The 23,659-nt window shown below is 51.6% G+C and carries 20 protein-coding genes and 1 pseudogene; 11 read left to right on the top strand and 10 right to left on the bottom strand.

Features of this window, described 5'->3' with window-relative positions; genetic code table 11:
* The first annotated feature begins 195 nt into the window (after window positions 1-195).
* The 5 genes and pseudogenes from BT142_RS07765 (at window position 196) to BT142_RS07740 (ending at window position 7,863) form a co-directional block, all read left to right on the top strand.
* A complete protein-coding gene (locus BT142_RS07765) occupies window positions 196-1,794 on the top strand; it encodes a hypothetical protein (protein WP_072417635.1) in 1,599 nt (532 codons plus the stop codon).
* A 41-nt stretch (window positions 1,795-1,835) separates the two neighbouring features.
* Window positions 1,836-4,916 carry a signal peptidase I gene (locus tag BT142_RS07760; protein ID WP_072417634.1) on the top strand — a complete coding sequence of 1,027 codons (3,081 nt, stop codon included), beginning with the start codon at window positions 1,836-1,838 and terminating at the stop codon, window positions 4,914-4,916.
* Between the two features lie 37 nt (window positions 4,917-4,953).
* The gene (locus BT142_RS07755; RefSeq protein ID WP_242871938.1) at window positions 4,954-5,388 is read left to right on the top strand and encodes a hypothetical protein; all 435 of its coding nucleotides are present in this window, start codon (window positions 4,954-4,956) and stop codon (window positions 5,386-5,388) included.
* 16 nt (window positions 5,389-5,404) lie between these two features.
* Window positions 5,405-5,638 (top strand): hypothetical protein, encoded by a 234-nt coding sequence (locus tag BT142_RS07750; protein ID WP_072417633.1) that lies wholly within the window; start codon window positions 5,405-5,407, stop codon window positions 5,636-5,638.
* A gap of 590 nt (window positions 5,639-6,228) precedes the next feature.
* Window positions 6,229-7,863 (top strand): annotated as a pseudogene (locus BT142_RS07740) (recombinase family protein).
* 410 nt (window positions 7,864-8,273) lie between these two features.
* Here the strand turns inward: BT142_RS07740 and BT142_RS07735 are convergent.
* Entirely contained in the window at window positions 8,274-9,641 is a 1,368-nt protein-coding gene (locus BT142_RS07735; RefSeq protein ID WP_072417632.1) for an MATE family efflux transporter, read from the bottom strand.
* 284 nt (window positions 9,642-9,925) lie between these two features.
* Here BT142_RS07735 and galE point away from each other — a divergent pair, with 284 nt between their 5' ends.
* The 3 genes from galE to BT142_RS07720 all read left to right on the top strand — a co-directional run bounded on the left by galE (window position 9,926) and on the right by BT142_RS07720 (window position 12,155).
* Window positions 9,926-10,939, top strand: a complete 1,014-nt coding sequence (gene galE / locus BT142_RS07730; RefSeq protein WP_072417631.1) for a UDP-glucose 4-epimerase GalE — start codon at window positions 9,926-9,928, stop codon at window positions 10,937-10,939.
* Between the two features lie 19 nt (window positions 10,940-10,958).
* The gene (locus BT142_RS07725) at window positions 10,959-11,618 is read left to right on the top strand and encodes an HAD family hydrolase (RefSeq protein ID WP_072417630.1); all 660 of its coding nucleotides are present in this window, start codon (window positions 10,959-10,961) and stop codon (window positions 11,616-11,618) included.
* Between the two features lie 105 nt (window positions 11,619-11,723).
* Complete coding sequence (locus BT142_RS07720; protein ID WP_072417629.1) at window positions 11,724-12,155, top strand: hypothetical protein; 432 nt, start codon at window positions 11,724-11,726, stop codon at window positions 12,153-12,155.
* Window positions 12,156-12,269: 114 nt separating this feature from the next.
* Here BT142_RS07720 and nrdR read toward each other — a convergent pair whose 3' ends face one another.
* From nrdR to BT142_RS07695, 5 genes are all read right to left on the bottom strand, one after another.
* Window positions 12,270-12,716, bottom strand: a complete 447-nt coding sequence (gene nrdR, locus BT142_RS07715; protein WP_072417628.1) for a transcriptional regulator NrdR — start codon at window positions 12,714-12,716, stop codon at window positions 12,270-12,272.
* A gap of 159 nt (window positions 12,717-12,875) precedes the next feature.
* On the bottom strand, window positions 12,876-13,322 hold the full coding sequence (locus BT142_RS07710; RefSeq protein WP_072417627.1) for a MarR family winged helix-turn-helix transcriptional regulator: 447 nt from the start codon (window positions 13,320-13,322) through the stop codon (window positions 12,876-12,878).
* 27 nt (window positions 13,323-13,349) lie between these two features.
* A complete protein-coding gene (locus BT142_RS07705; protein ID WP_072417626.1) occupies window positions 13,350-13,823 on the bottom strand; it encodes a glutathione peroxidase in 474 nt (157 codons plus the stop codon).
* 188 nt (window positions 13,824-14,011) lie between these two features.
* Window positions 14,012-16,987, bottom strand: a complete 2,976-nt coding sequence (locus tag BT142_RS07700) for a sensor domain-containing protein (protein WP_072417625.1) — start codon at window positions 16,985-16,987, stop codon at window positions 14,012-14,014.
* A 257-nt stretch (window positions 16,988-17,244) separates the two neighbouring features.
* Window positions 17,245-17,898: a hypothetical protein gene (locus BT142_RS07695; RefSeq protein WP_072417624.1), complete on the bottom strand. Its 654-nt coding sequence runs from the start codon at window positions 17,896-17,898 to the stop codon at window positions 17,245-17,247.
* Between the two features lie 314 nt (window positions 17,899-18,212).
* Between BT142_RS07695 and fba the strand changes: the two genes are divergently transcribed.
* From fba to BT142_RS07680, 3 genes are all read left to right on the top strand, one after another.
* Complete coding sequence (gene fba, locus BT142_RS07690; protein WP_072417623.1) at window positions 18,213-19,076, top strand: class II fructose-1,6-bisphosphate aldolase; 864 nt, start codon at window positions 18,213-18,215, stop codon at window positions 19,074-19,076.
* Window positions 19,077-19,109: 33 nt separating this feature from the next.
* The gene (locus tag BT142_RS07685) at window positions 19,110-19,616 is read left to right on the top strand and encodes a QueT transporter family protein (protein ID WP_072417622.1); all 507 of its coding nucleotides are present in this window, start codon (window positions 19,110-19,112) and stop codon (window positions 19,614-19,616) included.
* Between the two features lie 246 nt (window positions 19,617-19,862).
* Window positions 19,863-20,672: a beta-glucanase gene (locus BT142_RS07680; protein ID WP_072417621.1), complete on the top strand. Its 810-nt coding sequence runs from the start codon at window positions 19,863-19,865 to the stop codon at window positions 20,670-20,672.
* An 82-nt stretch (window positions 20,673-20,754) separates the two neighbouring features.
* Here BT142_RS07680 and BT142_RS07675 read toward each other — a convergent pair whose 3' ends face one another.
* From BT142_RS07675 to BT142_RS07660, 4 genes are read right to left on the bottom strand one after another with little or no spacing between them, the layout of a single operon-like run.
* The gene (locus tag BT142_RS07675; RefSeq protein ID WP_072417620.1) at window positions 20,755-21,246 is read right to left on the bottom strand and encodes a hypothetical protein; all 492 of its coding nucleotides are present in this window, start codon (window positions 21,244-21,246) and stop codon (window positions 20,755-20,757) included.
* A gap of 9 nt (window positions 21,247-21,255) precedes the next feature.
* On the bottom strand, window positions 21,256-22,944 hold the full coding sequence (locus BT142_RS07670) for an ABC transporter ATP-binding protein (RefSeq protein WP_072417619.1): 1,689 nt from the start codon (window positions 22,942-22,944) through the stop codon (window positions 21,256-21,258).
* On the bottom strand, window positions 22,941-23,414 hold the full coding sequence (locus BT142_RS07665; protein ID WP_139182193.1) for a S26 family signal peptidase: 474 nt from the start codon (window positions 23,412-23,414) through the stop codon (window positions 22,941-22,943). Before BT142_RS07665 ends, BT142_RS07670 begins: the two co-directional genes overlap by 4 nt.
* The gene (locus BT142_RS07660; RefSeq protein ID WP_072417617.1) at window positions 23,398-23,658 is read right to left on the bottom strand and encodes a PqqD family protein; all 261 of its coding nucleotides are present in this window, start codon (window positions 23,656-23,658) and stop codon (window positions 23,398-23,400) included. Before BT142_RS07660 ends, BT142_RS07665 begins: the two co-directional genes overlap by 17 nt.
* Window position 23,659: the final 1 nt, after the last annotated feature.

Here is a 23,659-nt window from a genome sequence, read left to right as displayed (position 1 = left end):
ACTGCGGAGACCCCGACCGAGAGTACACCTGCCGAGGCGGCAGCTCCCGAGACTGCGGAGACCCCGACCGAAGACACACCTGCTGAGTCGGCAGTGACCGAAACTACGGATACCCCGAACGAAACAGAGCAGACAGAGAGCGCTCCCGAAGAAGGAGAATAACTCGCTTGAAGCTCATAAGAACGGAGAGAGGCTATGAGCGGATTTCTTAAATGGTTTTTTGTATTTATATCTGAGATGCTTCAAGGCTTCGGACTTATTTTCGGAGGCTTGTGGAAGGGTCTCAAACAGATATTCAACATCAAGAATTACATAAGCATTTTCAAGGCTTACTCGACAAACTTCGGTGCGCTCGGGTGGGTGCTTTCGGTGCTCGCGATAGTGCTTGTCATAGCGGTATATGCGCTCATCGTGTTCCTTATCGTGCTCGCAGTGCGTAAGTATCTGCGTTTCAGGCACTCCATCGTCAGCAACGAGGATCTTCTTGAAGAGATCGCGCTTTTGCAGCGTCAGGTCCTGAAAATGACGAAGGAAAAGGACGAGATAATGGCGATGAAGGTCGCTCAGATGGGTCTGCCCGCGTCTGCGGCAGGTGCGGCAGGATTGTCGCTCGCCGACGGCAGTATGGCAGCTCTCGCGGCTGGCGGAGAAGCAGCCGAGGCAGGCGCCGAAACCGCTGTCGAAGTCACCGAGGACGGCATCGTACAGACTGCCGACCGCCGTTTCTCCAAACTCATGGAAGTGGACAGCTTCTACAGAAACTACACGCCGCCTGAGTACGACAACGAGATCACCCTTGAGGGGATCGTGGACAGGTACCGCAATTTCGCCTGCTCCCGCATGAACCTCTTCTACGACCATAAGACGATACGTCTGTTCCTTGCAGGTATGGCTTCCACGAAGCTCATCATCCTACAGGGTATCTCAGGTACAGGTAAAACGTCCCTGCCTTACTCCTTCGGTAAGTTCCTTCAGGTAGACACCACCATCGCATCGGTACAGCCGTCATGGCGTGACCGTACCGAGCTTTTCGGATACTTCAACGAATTCACGAAGAACTTCAACGAAACGGAAGTTCTGAAACGTATCTACTCGTCGGGCTACAACAACGACGTCAACCTCATCCTCCTCGATGAGATGAACATCGCACGTATCGAGTATTACTTCGCGGAAATGCTGTCGATACTCGAAATGCCGAACGCCGACGAGTGGGAGCTCGACATCGTGCCGAATACATGGTCCACCGACCCTGAGAAGCTCAATAAGGGCAAGCTCGTTATCCCGCAGAACGTATGGTACATCGGTACGGCGAATAACGATGACTCGACCTACGCTATCTCCGATAAGGTATACGACCGTGCTCAGCCGATCAACCTCGACTCGAAGGGCGTGCCCTTTGAAGCACCCGACACACCGCCTATCAACCTTGGCTTCGATCACCTCGACAAGATGTTCAAGGAGGCTTTCGACAAGTATCCTATCTCTCAGGAGAACCTCAGGAAGATACAGCAGCTTGACCTGTGGGTCATCGAAAAACTCAGAGTTGCGTTCGGTAACCGTATCCTCAAGCAGATGGGTCTGTTCGTACCTGTTTACGTTGCCTGCGGCGGCGACGAGCTTGACGGTATCGACTACGTTCTCGCGACCAAGATATTCAGAAAGTTCGAGTCTCTTAACCTTGCTATGCTCCGTGAGGAACTCAGAGAACTTTGCGTATACATGAACAAATCCTTCGGTAAGAACAAGATGAACGAATCTATCGCATATCTCGAAAGATTACAGAAGCTGTTCTGATACCCCCTAACATGATTTTTTTGAGAAGGAGGTGAGGACTATTGAAGGACGATTACGGGAAATGGTACGAGGAGTTCAGTGACCTGGCGGAAATGTTCGGTGAGGACGAACTCTACGCGGCACTCGATCAGGTGCTCAAAGGCGGAAAAAATTCCTTTGCCATGAACCGCAAGATAATGGCGAAGGCTATCGACGTATCCTGGGTAGAAGCCATTGAAAACGGTCTCGTACATCTCGACAACGTGCTGCGCAATCCGCGTAAGACCATCGAGGATGTCGAAGAGATAGTCCCCATCGCTCTTTCAAGAAAGATAACGGTGGACTCTGTCAAGCATCTTGCACAGCACACCGACCTTATTCAAAGCATCGACAAAAAGACGGGAAAGATAACCCCGTCAAAGATACTCAATATCCATAAGGAAGAGAGTATGTTCACCTACGAGAACAAGTTCGTGAACACTCTCGTGGACAGACTGTTTATTTTTATCAGCAGGCGTTACGAAAAGCTCGCGATCGTGCCCCGTGACGAGCTGGTGCATACCATCAGCTACGAATCGGTGTTCGATACCGCTCCGAGAGGAACGACAAAGCTGTCGCTGAAAATAGAGACGGCAGACGGTATCGAAGCCTATAACGAGAACGGCTATACCGTATGGCAGCGAGTTGAAAAGCTGAAAACGGCTGTCGAGGGCTACAAGGGTTGCGAACTCTGCATGACCCTCGGAAATACCTACATCAGACCGCCTGTAATGCGTACCAACGCTATCATGAAAAACGTAGACCTCAAAGCCTGCCTGACACTCTGGCAGTATATCGAGAGCTACGACAAGGTGGGTTACTCGATAAACGTCGAGGATACTATCCTTAAACCACAGGACGAATATATCGCCGATATCTACAGGCTGGCGGTGCTGAACATACTTCTGTTCCGCTCCTATACGACTGCGGATACGGACTATACAGAGCTGAAAACACAGCGCAGCAAGGCGCTGGCGCCCAAGATAATCAAACGCTTCGATAAGGAACTGTCGTCTGATTACGATGTTACCGTTGACGCGGTGGCAGGCTATATCAGCGTTGACGGCGATTTCCAGTTGGAGAAGCGTCTGCCTAACGACATCAAGGGCGTGCTCAATGAGATAAACCAGGTAATAGACATAGAGCGTGCCTACCTCGAAGAACGGGAACTGGAACGTCAGGAACGTATCAGAGCCGAGGAAGAGGAGGAACGCCGCCTCGAAGAGATCGCCAGGATCGAAGAGGCGCGGCAGGAAGAACTGCGGCGCATCCAGCGTCAGCGCGAGGAAGAGGAACGACAGCGTCAGGAGCTTATCGCTCAGAAACGTGCCGAGATCGAAGCTCAGGAACGCGAGCGGGAGCGTCTTGAACAGGAACGCCTCGCAAGACTGGAAGAGATCAGAAGGCGCGAGGAAGAAGAAGCCCGCCGCAGAGAGGAAGAACGCCTCAGACGCGAGGAAGAGGAACGTATCGCTGCGGAGCGTGAGCGCGTAAGCCAGAACAAGCAGAAGATGCGCAGCGAGCTCGGTGAAGCCGAGGGCGTTGAGACTATCGAGGAACAGTCCGAGGAAGAACTTCAGCGTCAGGCATACGAGGAAGTTACCGAGGCGGAGATCGAAGATGTCAAGGCAGAACTCGAAGAGGCTGCCGAGGAAACAGGTCAGGAAGCCTCGTTTGAAGACCCGAGGGCTATCGCCGCAAGACACAAGCTCGAACAGCAGCGTCTTGAAAAGGAGCGCATAGAACGCGAACGCGCACAGCGCCTGAAGGCGGAAAGGGAATACTTCCAGAACAAGCCCTTCGAGGAGATCCGCAGGGAGTACTCGAAGAATCCTATATACGTGATACCGCGCCTGATAAGGTGGATACTCGCGATGGTATTCGGTATCATACCGGAGGATACCGACAATCCCGCATTCAAACAGAAGCGCAAAGAGATCGTTCAGGCAAGACGCCGCAAGGAAGCCGAGCTTCAGAAGAAGCACGAGATGGAGGTCTACTACAAGAAGTACGCAAAGACCTTCAAGTACTCGTTCCTGCGCGCTGTGGCCGACTACAAGTTCAAGAAGAAAAAGCGCAAGGATCTAAAGAACAAACCGAAACCTGCATATACGCCGCCGAAACGTACTCCCGAGCAGCAGCTTGAGATCGACCGCGAGATGAGGCGTCTGTACGCCGAATACCATGTAAGCGTGGCAGAACGGCTGCACAGAAAGGCTGACGAACGCGCCCGCATGAGACGTGAGGCTAAGCGTGAACGCGAACTTGAACGCAAGCACGAACTTGAACGCGCTGCACAGAAGGCGGCTGAAACGGGCAAGCCCGCCAAGGCCGAATCGCCCGCAGGCAGAGCCGTGAACATCGCGGCGACCGTGATACTCGCGGCGGCAGTCATCTTCACCGTTGTGGTGATGGTGAGGTCGTCAAAGGGCAAGCCTACCGTCATCTTCGGCAAGACGATGTTACAGGTAGTGACGGGAAGCATGGAGCCTTCGATACACACGGGCGACTACATCAACGTTGAAACTACAGATCCTTCACAGCTCAGAGTGGGCGATATCATCACCTTCTACTCGGAGGACGCGGATATCGAGGGTCTGCTGGTGACACACAGAATAGTCAAGATCTGCGGAGACGGCAGCTTCGAGACAAGGGGAGACGCAAACCCCGTGTCCGACAGCACTACCGTTACCGATGACAGGATAGTGGGCAGATATACGGGCAAGAACAGATTCTTCATGTGGCTGGGGACCTTCGCAGACGCACGGAAGCTGCTGATACTGCTCGCGATGCTGCCGATATCGGTGATAGCACTGCTTGAAGTCAGATCACTTCTGAAACTTGGCAGACAGATCGCCGAGCAGAACGAAGAGACTGCCGAAGAAATGAAGCAGAAACTCATTCGCGAAGAGATCGAAAAGGAAAAGAAGAGGCTCGCCGAGGCTAACTATCAGGAGGGCGACGAGATCGAGGCAGAGGAGGCGGAAGAAGCCGAAGAGGCTGAAACTGCCGATGACGCTGAGACCGAAGCCACCGACGACGGGGATGAGACCCCTCAGGAGACCGAGGAAGCCGAATCATCCGAAGAGACAGAAGAAACATAAGACAGAGAGGTGACGGCGATTGGGTCAGGAAAAACTGATGAAAAGACGTATGGTGTTCGCCATCGTTATTGCAATTGTGACCGTTATCTCTCTTCTGGTGTTTATCGCGCTGTATATCAACGCGATGAATACCATACAGGAGACTTACTACAGACAGTACATCACGGAGATGGGACACCTGAGCCGTGACGCAGGGGCGTACCTCGACGCCGAGGGCGACCACGAGCTGAGGTACAGAATGATTATCAGCGACGCGAGCTGCGCGGACGACTACCTTTTCCTGCTGAACGGGCACGAGAAGGAACAGATCATCATCAACGAAGTCAAGACCTGTCTGATAAAGTATCCCGAGCAGATGAGCGGTAAGATGAAAGAGCTGAAAACAGCATCCGACGACATCATCGCAGGACTCGACAAGGGCTATGACGAAGCAGACGCTCTTGTGAAGTCTATCAACAAAAAGGGGCATTAAAGGGGTGTGATGAATAATGAGCAGTCTTTCGGAAAAAAGAAAGCTGAAAAAGGAAATAAAGATTTGCAGGCAGACGATCGAAGAGATCGAACGCAAACGATCACGATCTCAGTCCGCACTCGTTCAGGCAGTGCTCTTGCAGGAAGAACCTGACGAGAACGACGTCGAGTGGTTCAACAAGTACACGGGCGAAATAACCGCCTGCCGCAACCACATGATAGAACTGCAAAAAAAACTGAACTCACTTTGATACGCAAAACGCCTTGGGGGTTCGGTGATGCTCCATAAAGAAGTATCTCCAATGCAAGACGAATAGGCAGGCTATGAATAAAGAGGAACAGTCAAATGGTACTGTTCCTCTGTTTTATGTCTTAACATTTATTAGTTCATAAAGTCAATAATATTTAGGAGCATTATTCTTATGTAATTGGGATAATGCTCAGAGCAACAGCATTTACTTTTTGTTGATTGTAATGATTAACGCAAACAAATTAGGCACAGTAACCAACAAATGTTACAAATAAAGTGGCATTTTTTAGAAATCATTTTTACCTACCATTGATTTAGATAATAATACAGAAAAAAGATATATTCTTTATCAAACATTAAAAAGCCTATATTCGGGTACAACTCCTATTCGGAGTACCGTATCGGTCTGACTACTTATCGTGTCAAGATCATTTTCAACTCTGATACTGAGGAAAGTATGGAATATATTATCAATCGGCTTATTGCCCGTGAGATAGAGAAGTCTGCATGAACAGATAACGGCAGGCTGTGTATTCCAGACTTTCTGTGTATATCATAGCCTGCTGTTTTTTGTCGGAAAGTGAGGAATATATGACAGACAAAATAACAGCACTCTATTGCAGACTCTCGCAAGACGATATGCTTCAGGGAGAAAGCAATAGTATTACTAATCAAAAGGCGATTCTTTCAAAATTCGCCGCTGACAACGGTTTCCATAACACCAAATTCTATGTGGACGATGGTGTGAGTGGCACTACTTGGGAGCGTGACGGCTTCAAAGCAATGATGGCTGACATTGAGGACGGCAAGGTTGCAACGGTCATTACCAAAGACCTTTCAAGACTTGGGCGTGATTATCTGAAAACAGGCGAACTTATTGAGCTGATATTCCCTGATTACGATGTCCGCTATATCGCTATCAATGACGGTGTGGATACTTTCAAGAGCGAGAACGAGTTAATGGCATTCAAGAACATTTTTAATGACTGGTACGCTCGTGATACAAGTAAAAAGATTCGTGCCGTCCAGAGAGCAAAGGCACAGGCTGGCAAGCCCCTTGCCACGCACCCGCCTTACGGCTACAAGAAGTCCGACACCGATAAAAGCCAATGGGTAGTCGATGATGAAGCTGCCGCTGTGGTCAAGAGGATTTTTCAGCTCTGCATTGAGGGTAATGGTCCGACACAGATCGCTAATATCCTGACAGCAGACGGTGTGCCTACACCGACAGCATATTACCGTTCCAAAGGTATGCGTGTAAGTTATCATAATGCTAAAACAAAGCGTTGGGGTATGGCAACAGTTGTGCATATTCTTGAGCGTATGGAATACCTCGGACACACGGTCAACTTCAAGACCTATCGTAAGTCCTACAAGAATAAGAAGCTGTATGAAAATCCGAAAGAGAACTGGCTTATCACTGAAAACACTCACGAGCCTATCATTTCTCAGCACGACTTCGACTTGGTACAGGAGATTCGCAGCCATAAGAAAAGAAGGTAGAAAAGCGGTACGGTAAGTCCGTTTACAGGTATGGTCTATTGTGCGGATTGCGGTAACACCCTCTATGTCGGCAGGGCGCAGACTATGACACCTAATCAGGAGCATATGATGTGTTCCACCTATGCACACGATTCAGACGAATGCACTGCCCACTATATCAGGACTTGTGTTCTGACGGAGATTATCCTCGGTGAGCTGAATAAGCTCTCACAGTTTGTAAGGGACAATGAGGGAGAGTTTGTTAGCAGAGCAATGAGCAACACGGCAACGGTGCAGGGCGGTGAAATACAGACCGCAAAGAAAGCTCTGAAACAGGCTGAGAAGCGTATCAACGAGCTTGACGATCTGTTTGAGAGATTGTATGAGGACAATGTTTCGGGTAAAATCTCCGATGAGCGTTTCGCTACAATGTCTGCAAGATATGAAGCGAAGCAGAGCCGACTGAAAGCCGATGCCGCAAAGCTCTCCGAAACGATCAGCCGCAAGGAGCAGCAGAATAACGATGTGATGAGCTTTGTGAGTATCGTCAAGAAGTATGAGGAGTTCACGGAGCTTACCCCTGAGATCATGCACGAGCTGATCGACAGGATCATTGTTCACGCTCCCGAAGGCGGCAGAGGAAACCGCACACAGCAGGTTGACATTCACTTACGTTTCAATGTGGTGACAGCTACTGCAACGGCTGATTTCAAACAGTATTACGCAAGAAGAAAGGCTGTGTAGAGCCAAACTCTGCACAACCTTTCAATTAAAACCTGAGATAGTTCTATATGTGTACTCGCCTTTTCTCCGGGGCGTTTTTTCTTGGGGGAAACCCTTTTGAAAAAGGGTTTCCCCCAACCCCCCTTCCTAAAACTTTTAATATTGTTATACGGTAGATGTGGTGGGGAAGATAGGCTTTCAACGTTTCAAGAGAGAATGTCTGTTTGTAGGGCGGGTAGATCGCTTGCGATGTTTTTGGGGCAAACGCTCATCGTGAGGGGGGAGTTTGCGTTTGTGAGGGCATAAAAAAGAGGTGGGAGCAGGCTCCCACCATACAGTTCTGATCTATTAATTTGTCGAGAGTCCATATTTCCCTCCAAAACAAACTGCCAGCATATTAAAAGTCTTTGGAAGGTTCTCACTCGGTTGATCTACGCCTGCAACGGCTCCCCGTGTCGTGAGCAGTGGATAAGGCGTTTGATCTCGTAGACATAGAGGTATACGAGGAGAAGAGCGGCTGCTGTCCATGCCACGGGGGACGCGAAGCAGGCTGCTTCAAAGCCGATCCTGTACACGAAGCCGAACGAAACTATGCTGCGGGCGATAAGTTCGACCACACCTGCGAGGAGCGTCACAGCCGAGAAGCCGAGTCCCTGCAAAAGGTTGCGGAACAGGAACAGAACGCCCAGAACGGGATAGAACACGCTCGTCACTTGCAGATAATGCTTGACGTTCATCATGATTATCTTGTATTCGGGCTCATCGTTTTTGATAAAGATATTCGCCGCAAGGTCGCCGAAGAAATAGATTATCACGGCGAATGTCACGGTGTAGATCACTTGCAGGCACAGTGCCTGACGCGCACCCTCGCGGATACGGTCGATCTTGCCTGCACCGAGGTTCTGACCGCCGTAGGTCGCCATCGTTACGCCGAGGGTCTCCATCGGCTGGATAACGAGGGTCTGTATCTTCGAGCCAGCAGTGGTAGCGGCAACGATGCCCGAACCCAGCGTGTTTACTGCGGTCTGGAGTATGATAGTGCCGATCGCCGTGATCGAGAACTGGAACGCCATCGGCAGACCCAGCGAAAGTATCTTCTTCATCAGGGCGGTGTCGATGACCTTTTCGTTCTCCTCGTAGCCGAGTATCGGCAGCTTCGTCTTTATGAATCTGAAGCAGAGCAGTCCCGAGATGAACTGCGAGAGGACGGTAGCTGCTGCCGCACCTGTCACTCCCATCCCTAAGGTGATGATGAATAACAGGTCGAAAACAACGTTCAGCAGCGAGGATATGAGCAGGTATCTGAGGGGCGTCCTGCTGTCGCCCAGCGCCCTCAGCAGGCTCGAAAGCATATTGTAGAACACGGTGATAGGTATGCCGAGAAAGATTATCCTTATGTAAGACAGCGCATACTCAAATGTGTCCGAGGGTGTTTTCATGAGCGTCAGCAGAGGACGGCAGAACAGCACCGTCACGATCATCATGAGTACCGAGATGACTGCCGCCAGCATTTCGGCGTTGTAGACCGTTTTTCTCATGCCCTTGAAGTCCTCGGCGCCGAATCTCTGTGCGATCGGTATCGCGAAACCCGAGCAGATGCCCGTAGCCGTTCCGATCACCAGAAAGTACACCGAACCGACCGACCCGACTCCCGAGAACGCCTTTACCCCGACGTACTGCCCGACGATGATCGAATCGACCAGATTGTACAGCTGCTGAAACAGATTTCCGCACACCATAGGCAGGCAGAAACCGAGTATCAGCCAGAATGGATTACCCCTTGTCATGTCTTTTGTCATTATCTATAGCTCCCCATTGTTAAATAATTAACATCATCATAGATGCTATTTTAAATCTTTTCAGACCATTTTACAACGGCTTTTTTGTAATCTTTTTATAAAAAGAAATGCGCCAATTTGTGTACTTTTTATAACACGGATGATAGTGTTACTATCGTCGAACCAAAAGCGAAAATCGTTCCACGCATGTGAAAATTTTGTCCGTACACTTGCAATCATCGGAGCATTGTGGTATAATAAATAAGGCAATTATTTGTTGTGAAAAAGAAAGGCGGTAATCAATTATGGCAAATATTCTTGTAACGGGCGGAGCAGGATTCATCGGAAGCCACACCTGCGTCGAACTCCTTAACGCAGGTCACCGGATCGTGATAGTGGACAACTTCTCCAACTCCAAGCCCGAAGCGCTGAAGCGCATCAAGACCATCTCGGGCAAGGACTTCGAGTTCGTTCAGGCGGACATCCTCGACCTCGACGCGCTGAATAAGATATTCGACGAGCACAAGATAGACGCGGTCATCCACTTCGCGGGACTCAAGGCGGTCGGCGAGAGCGTGCAGAAGCCCGTCGAGTACTACCATAATAACATCACGGGCACTCTCATGCTCATTATGGCGATGAGATCCCACGGCGTAAAGCGCATCGTGTTCTCTTCGTCGGCGACCGTTTACGGCGTGGACAATCAGGTGCCCTACGTCGAGACCATGCCGACCCACACCTCCACCAACCCCTACGGCTACACCAAGGTCATGATCGAGCAGATACTCATGGACGTGGCTGTGGCTGACCCCGAGTGGAGCATCGCTCTTCTCCGCTACTTCAACCCCATCGGCGCTCACAAGAGCGGTCTGCTGGGTGAAGACCCCAACGGCATCCCGAACAACCTGTTCCCCTACATCCAGCAGGTAGCCATCGGCAAGCGCGAGTATCTCGGCGTGTTCGGCAACGACTACGACACCCCCGACGGCACGGGCGTCCGCGACTACATCCACGTTATGGATCTTGCGAACGGCCATCTGTGTGCGGTGGACTATGTCCTCGGTCACACGGGCGTTGAGGCGGTGAACCTCGGCACAGGCAAGGGCTCCAGCGTGCTGGACGTTCTCCACGCTTTCGAGAAGGCGTGCGGCAAGGAACTGCCCTACAAGATAATGCCGAGACGCGCAGGCGACATCGCATGGTGCTACGCTAACGCATCCAAGGCGAAGGAGCTTTTCGGCTGGGAAGCGAAGTACGGCATCGACGAAATGTGCGAGGACGGCTGGAACTTCACTCAGAAGAACCCCGACGGACTCTGATCGCAAAGGAGAAAAACTCATGCTCAAAGCCGTATTGTTCGATATGGACGGACTGATAACCGATACCGAGAAACTGCTCAACCGTTTCTGGTGCATCTCGGCGAAGGAGTTCGGATTCGATATGCGCCCCGAACACGCCCTCGCTATCCGCTCGATGTCGCCGAAGTATGCCGCACCGCATTTGCAGAGCATCTTCGGTGAGGACTTCGATTACTACGCTATCCGCGTCCGCCGCAAACAGCTCATGAACGATCATATCACCGAGCACGGCGTCGAGGCGAAGGCGGGGCTTTACGAACTGCTCGACCATATCGGGGAGAGAGGACTGAAATGCGCCGTATGCACCGCCACCGACCTTGAGCGTACCAAATGGTACCTCGGGATGCTGGGCGTTTTCGACCGCTTCGATGACCATATTTGCGGCGACATGATTGCAAACGGCAAGCCGAAGCCCGATACCTACCTCACGGGTGCGGCAAGGCTCGGACTTGACCCATCAGAGTGCATCGCCCTCGAAGACTCGCCCAACGGCATTGAGTCGGCTTTCAGGGCAGGCTGCATACCCGTCATGATCCCCGACCTCTCACAGCCCGACGAGGAGCTGAAAAAGAAGCTGCACGCTGTCTGCGGCACTCTTGCAGATGTTATTCCTGTCATTGATTCGCTGTTAGATAAATAAAACCTTGCTTTGTAAAAATATATTATAAATATTTTGTTATAGTATTGACTTTTTTTTGAAAATGGTGTATTATTGACTTATAGAATTATGAAAGGAGATGGCGTTATGTCCAAAAGAATAACCTATCTTATCACGTTTATCATTCTCTTCATCTTTCTCCCGATAGGCATCTATATTTTCTACTTCAACTATCAGGATGGTCTGTATACCTCGCTTGAAGAATTTGCGAGCTACACCACGAAGGATAAGACCTATGATGTCAAGGTAATGAAGTACAAGGGTGTCGGCGACGGCGAAGAGACGTACACCCTCAAGACCTATCTCGTGAATAACGATACCAATGAGGTCGTGTACATCAATACCAAGAGGATCAGCGCATACGGTACCGATGTCACGTTCACGGAAGATACGCCTTTTCCGAGTGAGTACACTATCACCGTGATGATTTCTTCTACAAAGGGCAAGACAGAAATGACTCAGATCGATGCGATAAACGGACTCATCAAGGGCAAGAAGCTCAGAGGCAACATCATCTGACATCCAAACGAAAATGAACTTTTTCCGCCGGCTTTGCGCCGGCGTTTTTTTGCGCTGTGACGTAAAAAAGAGGACACCTTCTGTCGAAGATATCCTCTTTCCCTTCTGTTGAGATCATTTGTCCGAAAGTTCTGAAATTATCTGGATGAATTCATCCACGTCGGAGAAGTCCTTGTACACCGATGCGAAGCGCACATACGCTACATAATCGAGGTCTTTGAGCCCCTGGAGCACCATGTTACCGATCTCTTCGGTAGTGGTCTCGGTCTGCATACGGTTCGCAAAGGTGTTCTCGATATTATCCACCAGCCTGTTCATGTCGTCAACGCTGACGGGACGCTTCTTGATGGCGCTCTGCATACCCTTGAACAGCTTGAGCCTGTCGAAGGGTTCAAAGCTCTTGTCGCGCTTGTATACCATGAGCAGGGGTTTTTCCACGATCTCGTAGGTAGTGAAGCGTTTGCCGCAGTTGGTGCATTCTCTGCGTCTGCGCTTTTTTGCGTCGCTCGGTCTCGAATCTATCACTTTAGTGTCGGCAAAGCCGCAAAAAGGACACTTCATGGCTTCTCTCCTTGATCGTAATGTCTTTAAAAATGTACTCTAAATAATTCTGTACATAAATATGTACAAACAAATTATATCATACATTTCAATATCATGCAAGGGAATTGATAAAAAGTTCACAATTTACAGATACTATATACATATTTCACGGTCGGATCATTCAAATCCGCCGAGTATTTTGTACAGAAGTCTGTAAAGATCCTGCGCCTCTTCCGCGTCAAGGCAGATGCATCCCGCGACCTCGCCGGGGATAGCGAGGGCTTTTTCGCGCAGTTCCATGCCCTTTTCGGTGATGCTCGCCATAACGATACGCTCGTCGTCGTGGCAGCGTTCCCGCAGGATGTAGCCCTTGGTGTCAAGGCTTTTGAGCACGGGGGTGAGGGTGCCGCTGTCGAGGAACAGCTTGTGACCCAGCTCCTTTACGCTGACCGAGCGTTCCTCCCACAGCACCATCAGCGTGACGTACTGTGTGTAGGTCAGCCCGAGGTCATCGAGCAGATTGCGGTACTGCCCGATGACCCTTCGCGAAGCCGCGTAGAGCGGGAAGCATATCTGGTTTTTCAGCGAGAGTGCCGCGTATTTGTCGTTGTTCTTTTCAGTCATTTCGGGGATCTCCTATCTACAGATTATTTACAGCAGTTCCTTTACCTTTGCCGCAAGCTTTTCGGGGGTAACGGTCGGTGCGAAGCGTTCTATGACCCTGCCTTCGCGGTCAACGAGGAACTTGGTGAAATTCCATTTGATGTTGTTTCCGAGCAGGCCGCCCTGTTCCTTTTTGAGGAAGGTGTAAAGGGGGCTCTCGTTCTCGCCGTTGACTTCGATCTTCTTGAATCTCGGGAAGGTGGTGTTGTACCTGAGGGTGCAGAACTGAGTGATCTCCTCATCGCTGCCGGGTGCCTGATTTCCGAACTGGTTGCAGGGGAAGTCGAGTATCTCGAAGCCCTTGTCCCTGCATTCGAGGTAGAGCTTTTCGAGCCCCTCGTACTGCGGAGTAAAACCGCAGCCCGTCGCGGTATTTACGATGAGCAGTACCTTGCCCTTATACTCTCCGAGCGAGACTTCGTTGCCTTTGCGGTCGATCACGTTGATGTCATACAGTGTCATGAGAATACCTCCTTGTTTATTGATAATTGTCCTAAATAATCTTGTACCAAATTCGATTGAGTACAATTAAATTATAATCGAAACGATCGGGTTTGTCAAGGCTAATCGGAAAACCTTGTGTAAACAATTCATGAACAGCAAAACGCACCGACGCGTTATTTCTCGCATCGGTGCGTTAATTATGGTTATCATTCGTTTCTGTGCTTGCACACTCCGACGATGAGCGTTTCCTTGCCGTTCTCCTGGGTGAGTGCCGCACGCAGCATAACGGGTACGTTCTTGTCGGCGGCTATCAGGCGGTACTCCATCATGAAAAGTCCGTTTTCGCGGATGCTGTTCATGATGTTCTCTCTGGTGAATTCTCTGCGGAAGTTCTCGCGGTCCTCTTCGGCGATAGCTATCTCACTGTCGATCTTCGCCTGCTCAAAGAAGTTGGTGCCGTTCTTCGCGAGTCCGTAGTCCGTATAGGAACTGCTTGCGTGGTATTCGGTGTAGCTGCCCGTTTCGGGGTCGATGGCGTACAGGCAGTAGTACTCTCCCGACAGCGCCATCATGCTTGTGTAGACGAGCTCGTTCTGACGCGCCTTTTCGAGTTTGAGCTTCTGCTTCATCTGCTGGTCGGCGTTGCTGACACCGATGATGAGGTGTCTGGTGTCGTTCTGCATACACATCGCCTTCATGTTCACGTAGATGAACTCGCCGTTGACTTTCAGGCGGTAGTTTATGGTGAACGTTCCGAACTCTTCGAGCTCGCGCTTTACGTTCTCCTTATTGAAATTGTCGATGAACATCCTGCAATCATCGGGATGGATGACCTTCGGGATATCCTCAAGGCACTTTGCGAAGAATTCCTCGCCGTGGCGCTGCACCAGAAGCTCCTCTTTGCCCACCTCGGAAGAATACTCATAGAACGACTCGTCCTCAAGGTCAACATAATAAAGGTTGAAGTAATCCGCCGCGAGAGCCTTTGCGATGTTTGCGTAGTTGGTGCCCTCCACCGTCGTGGAGACCGAAAGCACCGCCACCGCCGAAGCGATAGTTCCCGTGATGGGGTTGACGGCGATGCGTCTCAGGCAGGAGTGGAGCATGGTATTGTTCGGCAGCATCTCGTCAACGAACAGAGTGCTCTCGTCTTGACAGCTGCGGAACATCGCCTTCATGAAAGGCGAATCGACAGCTCCCGGATTGTCGCTGAACGGTTCGGACTTATCGCTTATCTGGAAGCTGAAGTTCCTCAGCATGAAGTCGCGGTAGGACTGGTTGCTCCGTGCGAAGCGGACGCGGTCGTTGTTTACCTCTATGACCGCCATAGGCAGCGTGTTGAAGAAGTTGTTGAATTCGTTGAGTTTTTCCTGTGCGATGACCGACAGGTCGTGAAGGTTCACCCTGCCGACCGACTCGTAGTACTCTGACTGTGCGGGGTCTTCAAAGCCTATCTGCAAGCCTTTTTCGTACTTTTCGAGTATCTTCTCCACGGGTATCGGCTTGTCGAAGTAGTAGCCCTGGAGCTTTGTGCAGCCCGTTTCCTGCAAGAACTGCACCTGTTCCTTGGTCTCGACGCCCTCACAGACGGTATCTATACCGAGGGCGGCAGCCATCCTGAGCATTTCGGTGAGGATTATCCTGCTCTTCTCGCTCTTGTCGAACTGCTTCATAAAACGCATATCGAACTTGATGAGGTCGAACTGTATGTTCTGCAAGACATCCAGCGAGGAATAGCCGCTTCCGAAGTCGTCCATCCACACCGAGAATCCCAGCGCCTTGAAGCGCTCTATCTCCGAGCGCATGAACTCAAAATCCTTGCCGATGATGCTCTCTGTTATCTCGATGGTCAGCATACTTCTCGGCAGACCCTCGTCATCGACGCGCCGGCGTATCTCCTCCACGATATCGCAGGTATCGAAATCCGAGCGCGAGAGGTTCACCGACTGCGGCATTATGTGAAGTCCCGCCTTCGACAGGACTTTTATCTTCTTCAGCACGTTCTCGACCACGTAGAGGTCGAGCTTGTATATGAGCCTGTGGTCTTCGAGCACAGGTATGAAATCGGCAGGGGAGAGGAAACCCTTGACGGGGTCTATCCATCTTGCCAGCGCTTCCTCGTCGCAGACTCTGCCGTTAACGGTGCGCACAATCGGCTGATAGTAGACCTTTATCCAGCGTTCCTTTATAGCCTTGTCGAGGTTCGCGATGATATACTGGTGCATCTCCTCGGTATCCTTCATGGACAGGTCGTAGTAGTTGAACTTTGAAGAATACTCGTTCTGCAAGGTATCGCAGGCGAATTTCGCGCGGTCGCAGGCCATGCTGGCGGCGACTCCGTCGAACCAGTGCAGGAAGATGCCGACGTGCAGGGGCAGAGTGCGTCCGCCGTTTATCTCGGCACATTCCTTGAACAGCTTATCCAGCAGCTGTTCAAGACCGTTGTGGTCGGCGATGACCGCGAAGTGATCCTGACCGAGGCGGCTGCAATTCTCATTGCCGAAGTTGTTTGCCAGCAGTCTCGCAAAAGACCGAAGCAAAGAGTCGCCCTCAGCAAATCCGTACTTGTGGTTGAAGTACTTCATGCCGCTGAAATCCATGTACATCAGCGCGGGGGTGATGCCTTTGTCGCGCATCTCCTTCATTTTAATGCTTGACAGCTCGAAGAAGTAGGTCATGCTCGGCAGTCCCGTCAGGTGGTCGTAGTAGCTCGCCTTGATGAAGCTCTCTTCAAAAAGGGCGTTCCGAAGCGACCTGTTAAGGGTGGCGTCGGCGTGGGTGTCGTCCTCGCTGTAGACGCCCTCATCGGTGTACCATACCTGCGCGAGCCTGTCCCCCGTATCGGTGAAGATGTGTTCGCCCTGAGCGTGTATTATCTTGTAGCCCGAATGGTTGCAGTCTCTCGTGCGGTAGATGACGTCGTACTTCGTGTTCTCGGTCGCGAATCTGAACGCCGCATCTGCGATGCGTGCCACGTCATCGGGATGAGTCTCCTTGTACATATCGTTGTCCATATCGTAGTATGCGCGTTCAAGGTCGTCATCGTACCCGAAGAGTTTCATGAAACCTGCGGACAGAGCGATGGTGACAACGCGCTTGTCAATAAACTGATATATAGCAAAAGGTACTCTTGACTCTTCGATATGAGCTTGTTCAGTATCAGCGAAGCGGTATCTGTTCATCCTAATCCACCCTGTCTATGAAGAAATTGAATTCGTTTATCCGTGAAATATCGACGCAGGGCGCAGTGACCCCACGGATGATATATTTTATTATAACACAAAGTTCACAATAAGTCAATGATATTTGACGAAAACTATAATATTTTTACGCTTTTCTATAGAATATACTAATGTAAGACCGACTTTTAGGAGCGGAAAATAGGTCATCTTATGAAAAGACGACCTTTATGAAATAATTATGTCGGAATTTTAGGGGATCACTTCATGCCGTATTTGTCCTTGTAGCTCTCAAGTGAGAAGGTGACAGGGTAGTCCGAGCCGCCGACGTTCGAGTGACAGACAGAGAAAACGTAGCCGTCCACGGAATTTGCGAACCTCGCCGAATCGGCACCGCCGACGGGGTAGTCGTATTCGCCGTTGTAGTCCTCGGGCAGGTTCTCCGCGAGACAATCCGCGATGACCTTGCAGACCGCGCCGGGGTCGCCCTGACTGTCGTCGTCGCCTATATGGTAGAATATCTCCTTCACCTTGTTGTCCTTGATGCTGATGATACAGGTGACGGGGTATGCCTTGTCAAACTTCGCTCTGCCGCAGAATATCGAATCGAGATCACCCAGCGAGTAGGTCAGCTGACCGAAGTCCAGGTCGTACTCCACCGCGTTCTCTTCGTTGTAGATATTCCCCGTCAGACTGTTGAACTCATCGAGGGTCAGACCGAGATAATTCGTCTCGCCGCCACCGAGAAAACACGCCATGAAGTCGGTCTCCTCAACGACGGGAGTCTTCGCTTTTTCCTTGACGCTCTCGGCGGAAGTTGCCTTTGATACGTTATTGGCGCTCCTGTCTGCACATCCGCAAAGCGCGGACACAGCGATAACAGCAGCAAGCAGAGCGGCTGCAAAATGTCTCATAATCATTTCCCCTTATACATTAATACGTTCGCTTTTGATAATGCACTGTTAACATTATACAACATTTCTTAATAAAAAGCAATAGTAAAATATGAACCTGTTAATTATCGACGATCAAGCCTTTCATACAATACAAATCGGAATTATTCACAAAATAAATGTGTAGAATTTGTTAAAAATGGTTTCGGCAAATGTAAAAGAAAGAGAAAAGCACTTGAAATCTGCTCGGAAAAAGTGTATAATAAGTTCATACGTGAGCGTGAATCAAACGCTTGCACGGATGAATAAAGTTTGTAAACGGAGGTCTTTCAAAGATGTTAGTATCAGCTAAGGAAATGCTCGACAAGGCAAGAGCAGGCAAGTATGCCGTAGGTCAGTTCAACATCAACAATCTCGAGTGGACAAAGGCGATCCTTCTTACCGCTCAGGAGCTTAATAGCCCTGTTATCCTCGGTGTTTCCGAAGGTGCAGGCAAGTATATGACCGGTTTTGAGACCGTTGCTGCAATGGTAGCGGCTATGGACAAGTCCCTCGGTATCACAGTACCTGTAGCTCTTCACCTCGACCACGGTTCTTATGACGGCTGCTACAAGTGCATCAAGGCAGGCTTCACTTCCATAATGTTCGACGGTTCGCACTTCCCCATCGACGAGAACGTTGCTAAGACCACTGAGCTCGTAAACGTTGCTCACGGTCTCGGTCTCTCCATCGAGGCTGAGGTAGGCGCTATCGGCGGCGAAGAGGACGGCGTTATCGGCAAGGGCGAGTGCGCAGATCCCGCAGAGTGCAAGATGATCGCTGATCTCGGCGTTGACTTCCTTGCAGCAGGTATCGGCAACATCCACGGCGTATATCCCGAAAACTGGGAAGGCCTGAGCTTCGAGACTCTTGAGGCTGTAAACAAGGCTGTAGGCGAGGTTCCGCTGGTTCTTCACGGCGGTACAGGTATCCCCGACGATATGATCACCAAGGCTATCTCCCTCGGCGTTGCTAAGATCAACGTTAACACCGAGTGCCAGCTCGTATTCGCTGAGGCTACCCGCGGATACATCGAGGCAGGCAAGGATCAGCAGGGCAAGGGCTTCGACCCGAGAAAGCTGCTCGCTCCCGGATTCGAGGCTATCAAGGCTAAGGTCAAGGAGAAGATGGAGCTGTTCGGTTCTGTTGGCAAGGCTTGATCTTAAAGATCGGATAATAAGGAGAGAACGTACATGGAGTCTGTCAGCACCCGCAGGATAGTTAGGACAGGCATAGTCGCGGCGATATACGTTGTGCTGACGCTTGCCCTGAGCTTTATGTCCTACGGGAGCGTGCAGTTCCGCATCGCTGAGATGCTGATGCTGCTGTGCCTTTACAGCAAGGATTATGTTGTGGCAACGACTATCGGGTGCTTCATAGCGAATCTTTTCAGCTTTGTGGGACCTGTTGACGTCGCTGTCGGAACGGGCGCGACTCTGTTTTCGGGGTTGTGTATCTACCTGCTCCGCGACAGGCTCAGACCTCTCTCTGCTTCTATATTTCCCGTTCTGTTCAACGCGGTCTTCGTCGGACTTGAACTGAAGTTCATAGCGAACGCGCCGCTTCTGCTTTCGATGGCAGGGGTCGCCGCAGGTGAGATCGTGTGCGTGTCGATGGCCGGAGTTATCCTGCTGACGATACTGAAAAGGAACAAGGGTTTCATGAAAATGCTCCTCGATGAGGGCGGACAATTCAAGTGAATCAGGGAGGGCAATAGTTCTTCCGGTTGATATTATCGGCATTTCTTAAAGATTCGGTGTTTTTAAGAGATATCGAGACGAGAGGCGGGGAATACTCCGCCTTTTGTTATGCCTGAAAATAGGATATCACTTTGATACAAATGACACGGATTTGATATAATATTTTTGACAAATATGGTATCATATGGATAGTAAAGAAAATACTTACGGACGATCGATAAAAGCTCAGTACAGGAGGTTATTTGTATGAAAAGATTTATTGTTGCACTCGCTGCATTCACTGTCGCACTCGCTGCCTGCGGCTGCGGTTCGGAGGACACTTCCTCCGCCGATAACGGCAACAGCACCGCCGCTTCCGCTGCCGAGAGCGTTCCCGCAGATGCTTCCTCTGCTGAGGAACAGCCCGAAGAGGATGACGGCTACACCCTCAAAGCCGATTTCTCCAAGGGCGCTTCGGATAAATTCATGTGCTCCGACGGCTGGTCAAACGGCTCGCCCTTCGACTGCACCTGGAAAAAGAACAACGTCGCTTTTGAGGACGGCGTCATGAAGCTCACAATCGACAGCCTCATCCCCGATGAGTACAACGCTGCCGAGTATCGCACCAACGACTTCTACGGCTACGGTCTCTACGAGGTCAGCATGAAGCCTATCAAGAATATCGGCGTGGTTTCGTCCTTCTTCACCTACACGGGTCCCACCGACAGCAATCCCTGGGATGAGATAGACATCGAGTTCCTCGGCAAGGACACCACCAAGGTGCAGTTCAACTACTACACCGACGGCAAGGGCAACCACGAGTACCTCTACGACCTCGGTTTCGACGCTTCCGAGGAGTTCCACACCTACGGTTTCGAGTGGAAAGAGGATTCCATCACCTGGTATGTAGACGGCGAGGCTGTTTACACTGCCACCGAGAACCTGCCCTCCACCCCTGGCAAGCTGATGATGAACGCATGGAACGGCAAGGGCGTTGACGGCTGGCTCGGACATTACGACGGCACTACTCCGCTGACTGCTGAGTATCAGTGGGCAAGATTCACCGCCGCGGAGTGATATTGATCTCAAAAACCGATTTTTGCGAATATATGCAAAGGGTCCGCAGGAGTTCGTCTCCTTCGGACCCTTTGTCTTTGTGTTACAGATTTTCGCTCAGGAAACGCCTGAAATCCTCGCCTGCTTCCTCCAGCCGCTTGTCGTTTCGGTAGATGAGGTCGTAGTTGTACTGCTCGACATTGTCGTCGGCGGCATTCCCGAAGACCTCCTTGCCCTCCCTGCGGATGAGGAGCGTCAGCACACCGCAGTCGGCAGACCCGACGAAGTGCGCTATCTGCTGAGGCTCGCGGATGTGGACGAACATCAGCTCTTCATCCGACTGCATGAACTCCCTGCACTGTTCCAGCAGGTATTCATTCGGGTAGTCGTTGTACTCGGTGACCAGCTGTTTCAGATCCGCGAGGAACTTGCGGTCGCGGTCTTCCTTGCCGCCCTTCCAGCCGACCTGAGCGGCGATGTTCTTGATGGGCGTGATGGAAGAAACGTTCCTGACCCTGTACTTCTCGGCGGCAAGCTCGCAGAGCGTGTCCTTGCCTGCGCCGCCGCGTCCGTTTATCACAATGACCTTTTTCATGATAGCACCTCATTCAAACGGTATCACCCTGTCGCAGATCTCCAGAGCCGCGGGTCGGTGCGTGATTATCAGCACCGTGCGGTCGGTCATGCTGCGCAGGTTTTCGAGCACCCGACGTTCGGTCTGCTCATCAAGTGCGCTGGTCGCCTCGTCCAGCAGCAGTACGGGGCTCTCCGAGCAGACAGCCCTCGCGATGGCGAGCCTTTGCATCTGCCCCTCCGAGAGACCCGAGCCGCGTTCGCCCAGCATCGTGTCCAGCCCCTGTTCAAGCTCTCCGATGAACTCATCGGCGCAGGCGATGCGTATAGCCTGACGTATCTTCTCTTCGGGGCAGTTCTTATCGGAAAAGCTCACGATGTCGCGGACGGTCCCGCTCATGAGCATATTTCCCTGGGGCACGTAGGCGAAGAGCCTGTGCCACCTCGGGTCGATAACGATGCGCCTGCCTTCACGGTCGGTGACGTACCGCTCGCCGCTGTCGGGTCGGTAAACGCACATCAGCAGTTTCAGCGCGGTGGATTTTCCGCAGCCGCTGTGCCCCGTGAACGCCGCGTATTCGCCTTTCCGTATCTCAAGGCTCAGCCCTCTGACGGCGGCAGGGGAGCTGTCCTTCGTGAGCCCGTCCGTTTCCGAAACAGCCGCGTAGTAAGTAAAATCAACATTGTCCAGCCCGATGCTCTCCAGTTTCGAGTGGTAGAAATCCTTCGCTTCCTCAAGGGTCATGGGGGTGCCCGTCATGTCGTCATCGAACATTTCGGCTTCGATGAGCCTTTCCGCGGAAGCGGTCATGGCGTAGTACTTCGGCAGATACCCCGAAAGGTTCGCAAAGGGCATCTGTATCTGCGCGATGAGCTGTGTTATCGCCGTAAGTGTGCCGAAGGTTATCCTGCCCGTCAGTATCCCGTAGCCGCACCAGCAGACGCCGAACACGTACATCCCATGCATCGAGAAGCCGAAACAGGCGTGTGCAAAGGTCGCGATACGGTTGCGCTTCATCCGCGAATCGAGGTGCGCCTTCATTTTCTCGGCGCTCTCCCGCTCGGCCTGTTTTTCCGCCGTGAAGGAGCGTATCATCATCATGCTGGCAAGGCGCTCCTGATAGAATATCCTCAGCGCTCCGTCCCTCTCCTGAATGTCCTTGTGCATCCGTTTGAGCTTTTTGCTGAAAACGTAGGTGAACACCGTCATCACAAGTCCCAGCGGAACAGCCAGACAGGCGAATCTCCGGTCGAGCACCGTCAGCATCACCGCCGCGCTCACGAGCTTCACGAGCATACCTATCATCCCAGGCAGTATCTCCGCGAAGCCGTCGGCGATTATCGTGGTGTCGTTGGTCAGGCGGTTTATCCACTCCGCCGAGTGTACCGCGCTGACAGCCTGATAGTCCTTTCTCAGCAGACAGCCGAACAGCCTGCCCTTGTAAAGGTTCTCGACAGACGCGCGAGTGAGCATATCGAAGCGGCGGTATGCGGCTCTGACGGCTATCTGCGCCGTGATGAGCGTCACCGTCAGCAGGGCGTTCACGATAAAACCGTTCCTGTCGTGGTCTGCCGCGCGGTCAACGATGTTTCTCAGCAGCAGCGCGTACAGCACTCCCGAAAAGCTCAGCAGGCTCTGAATGGCGGTCTGTAGGATGACCAGCCATTTTTTTCGACCTGCCGTTCTCCACAGCCATTTTACAGCGTTTTCGTTCTTCATTGGAGCACCTTCCTGACCGCGCGTCTGAAACGCATTCGCGCTTTTTTCAGGAATATCCTCACAGGTGTGAGCCTGACCCATACCACGCTGAACGCCCTGAACCCGAAGGAATCGGCGGTGATGACCCTGCCGCCCTCGCGGGTGATGCTGACCATCCTGCCGAGGATGTCGCAGTCCCTGATGCCGTATTCGTAGTTCACGCAGTTGTCGCCGATTATCACGTAGCTGTCGGGTCTGACCCCGACGATGCGGTGAAGAACGTATTCGGTGCGGTTTTTCTTGCTTGAATAGCGGCGATAGAGTACCACGTCGTACTTTTTGAAGCGTTTCCCGTCGTTTTTCTCAACGGTGAAGAGGTCTCTGCCCTGTCTGAGCAGCGGCAGCATACTCACCCCCACGTTCGAGTAGGTCAGTTTGCCGTTCTCTTCGAGATACTCCTCGTAGGTCATCCTGTCAGTCCTCGACAGCACCTATCTCGCGGAGCTGTGCGATCATCTTTGCGGCGTCAGCAGCGATGACCTCACGGGGTGCGTCGTACTTTTCGCAGAGCTTGTCCACGAGCTCCTCCTCGGTAGTGCCTTCGATGAGCCTGTCGATGATGAATGCGGCGGTGGGGTTAGCCCTCACGAGCCCCGAAAAATCTGCCGCGCCCGTCGAAACGAGCACCCTCTCTCCATCCTCCGTATGTGCGATAAATCCGTTGCTGAGCTTCATC

It is taken from the genome of Ruminococcus sp. YE71 (assembly GCF_900119155.1).
Taxonomy (GTDB): domain Bacteria; phylum Bacillota; class Clostridia; order Oscillospirales; family Ruminococcaceae; genus YE71.
The sequence above is the reverse complement of the archived record's forward strand: the minus strand, read 5'-3'. Positions and strand labels throughout refer to the sequence as shown.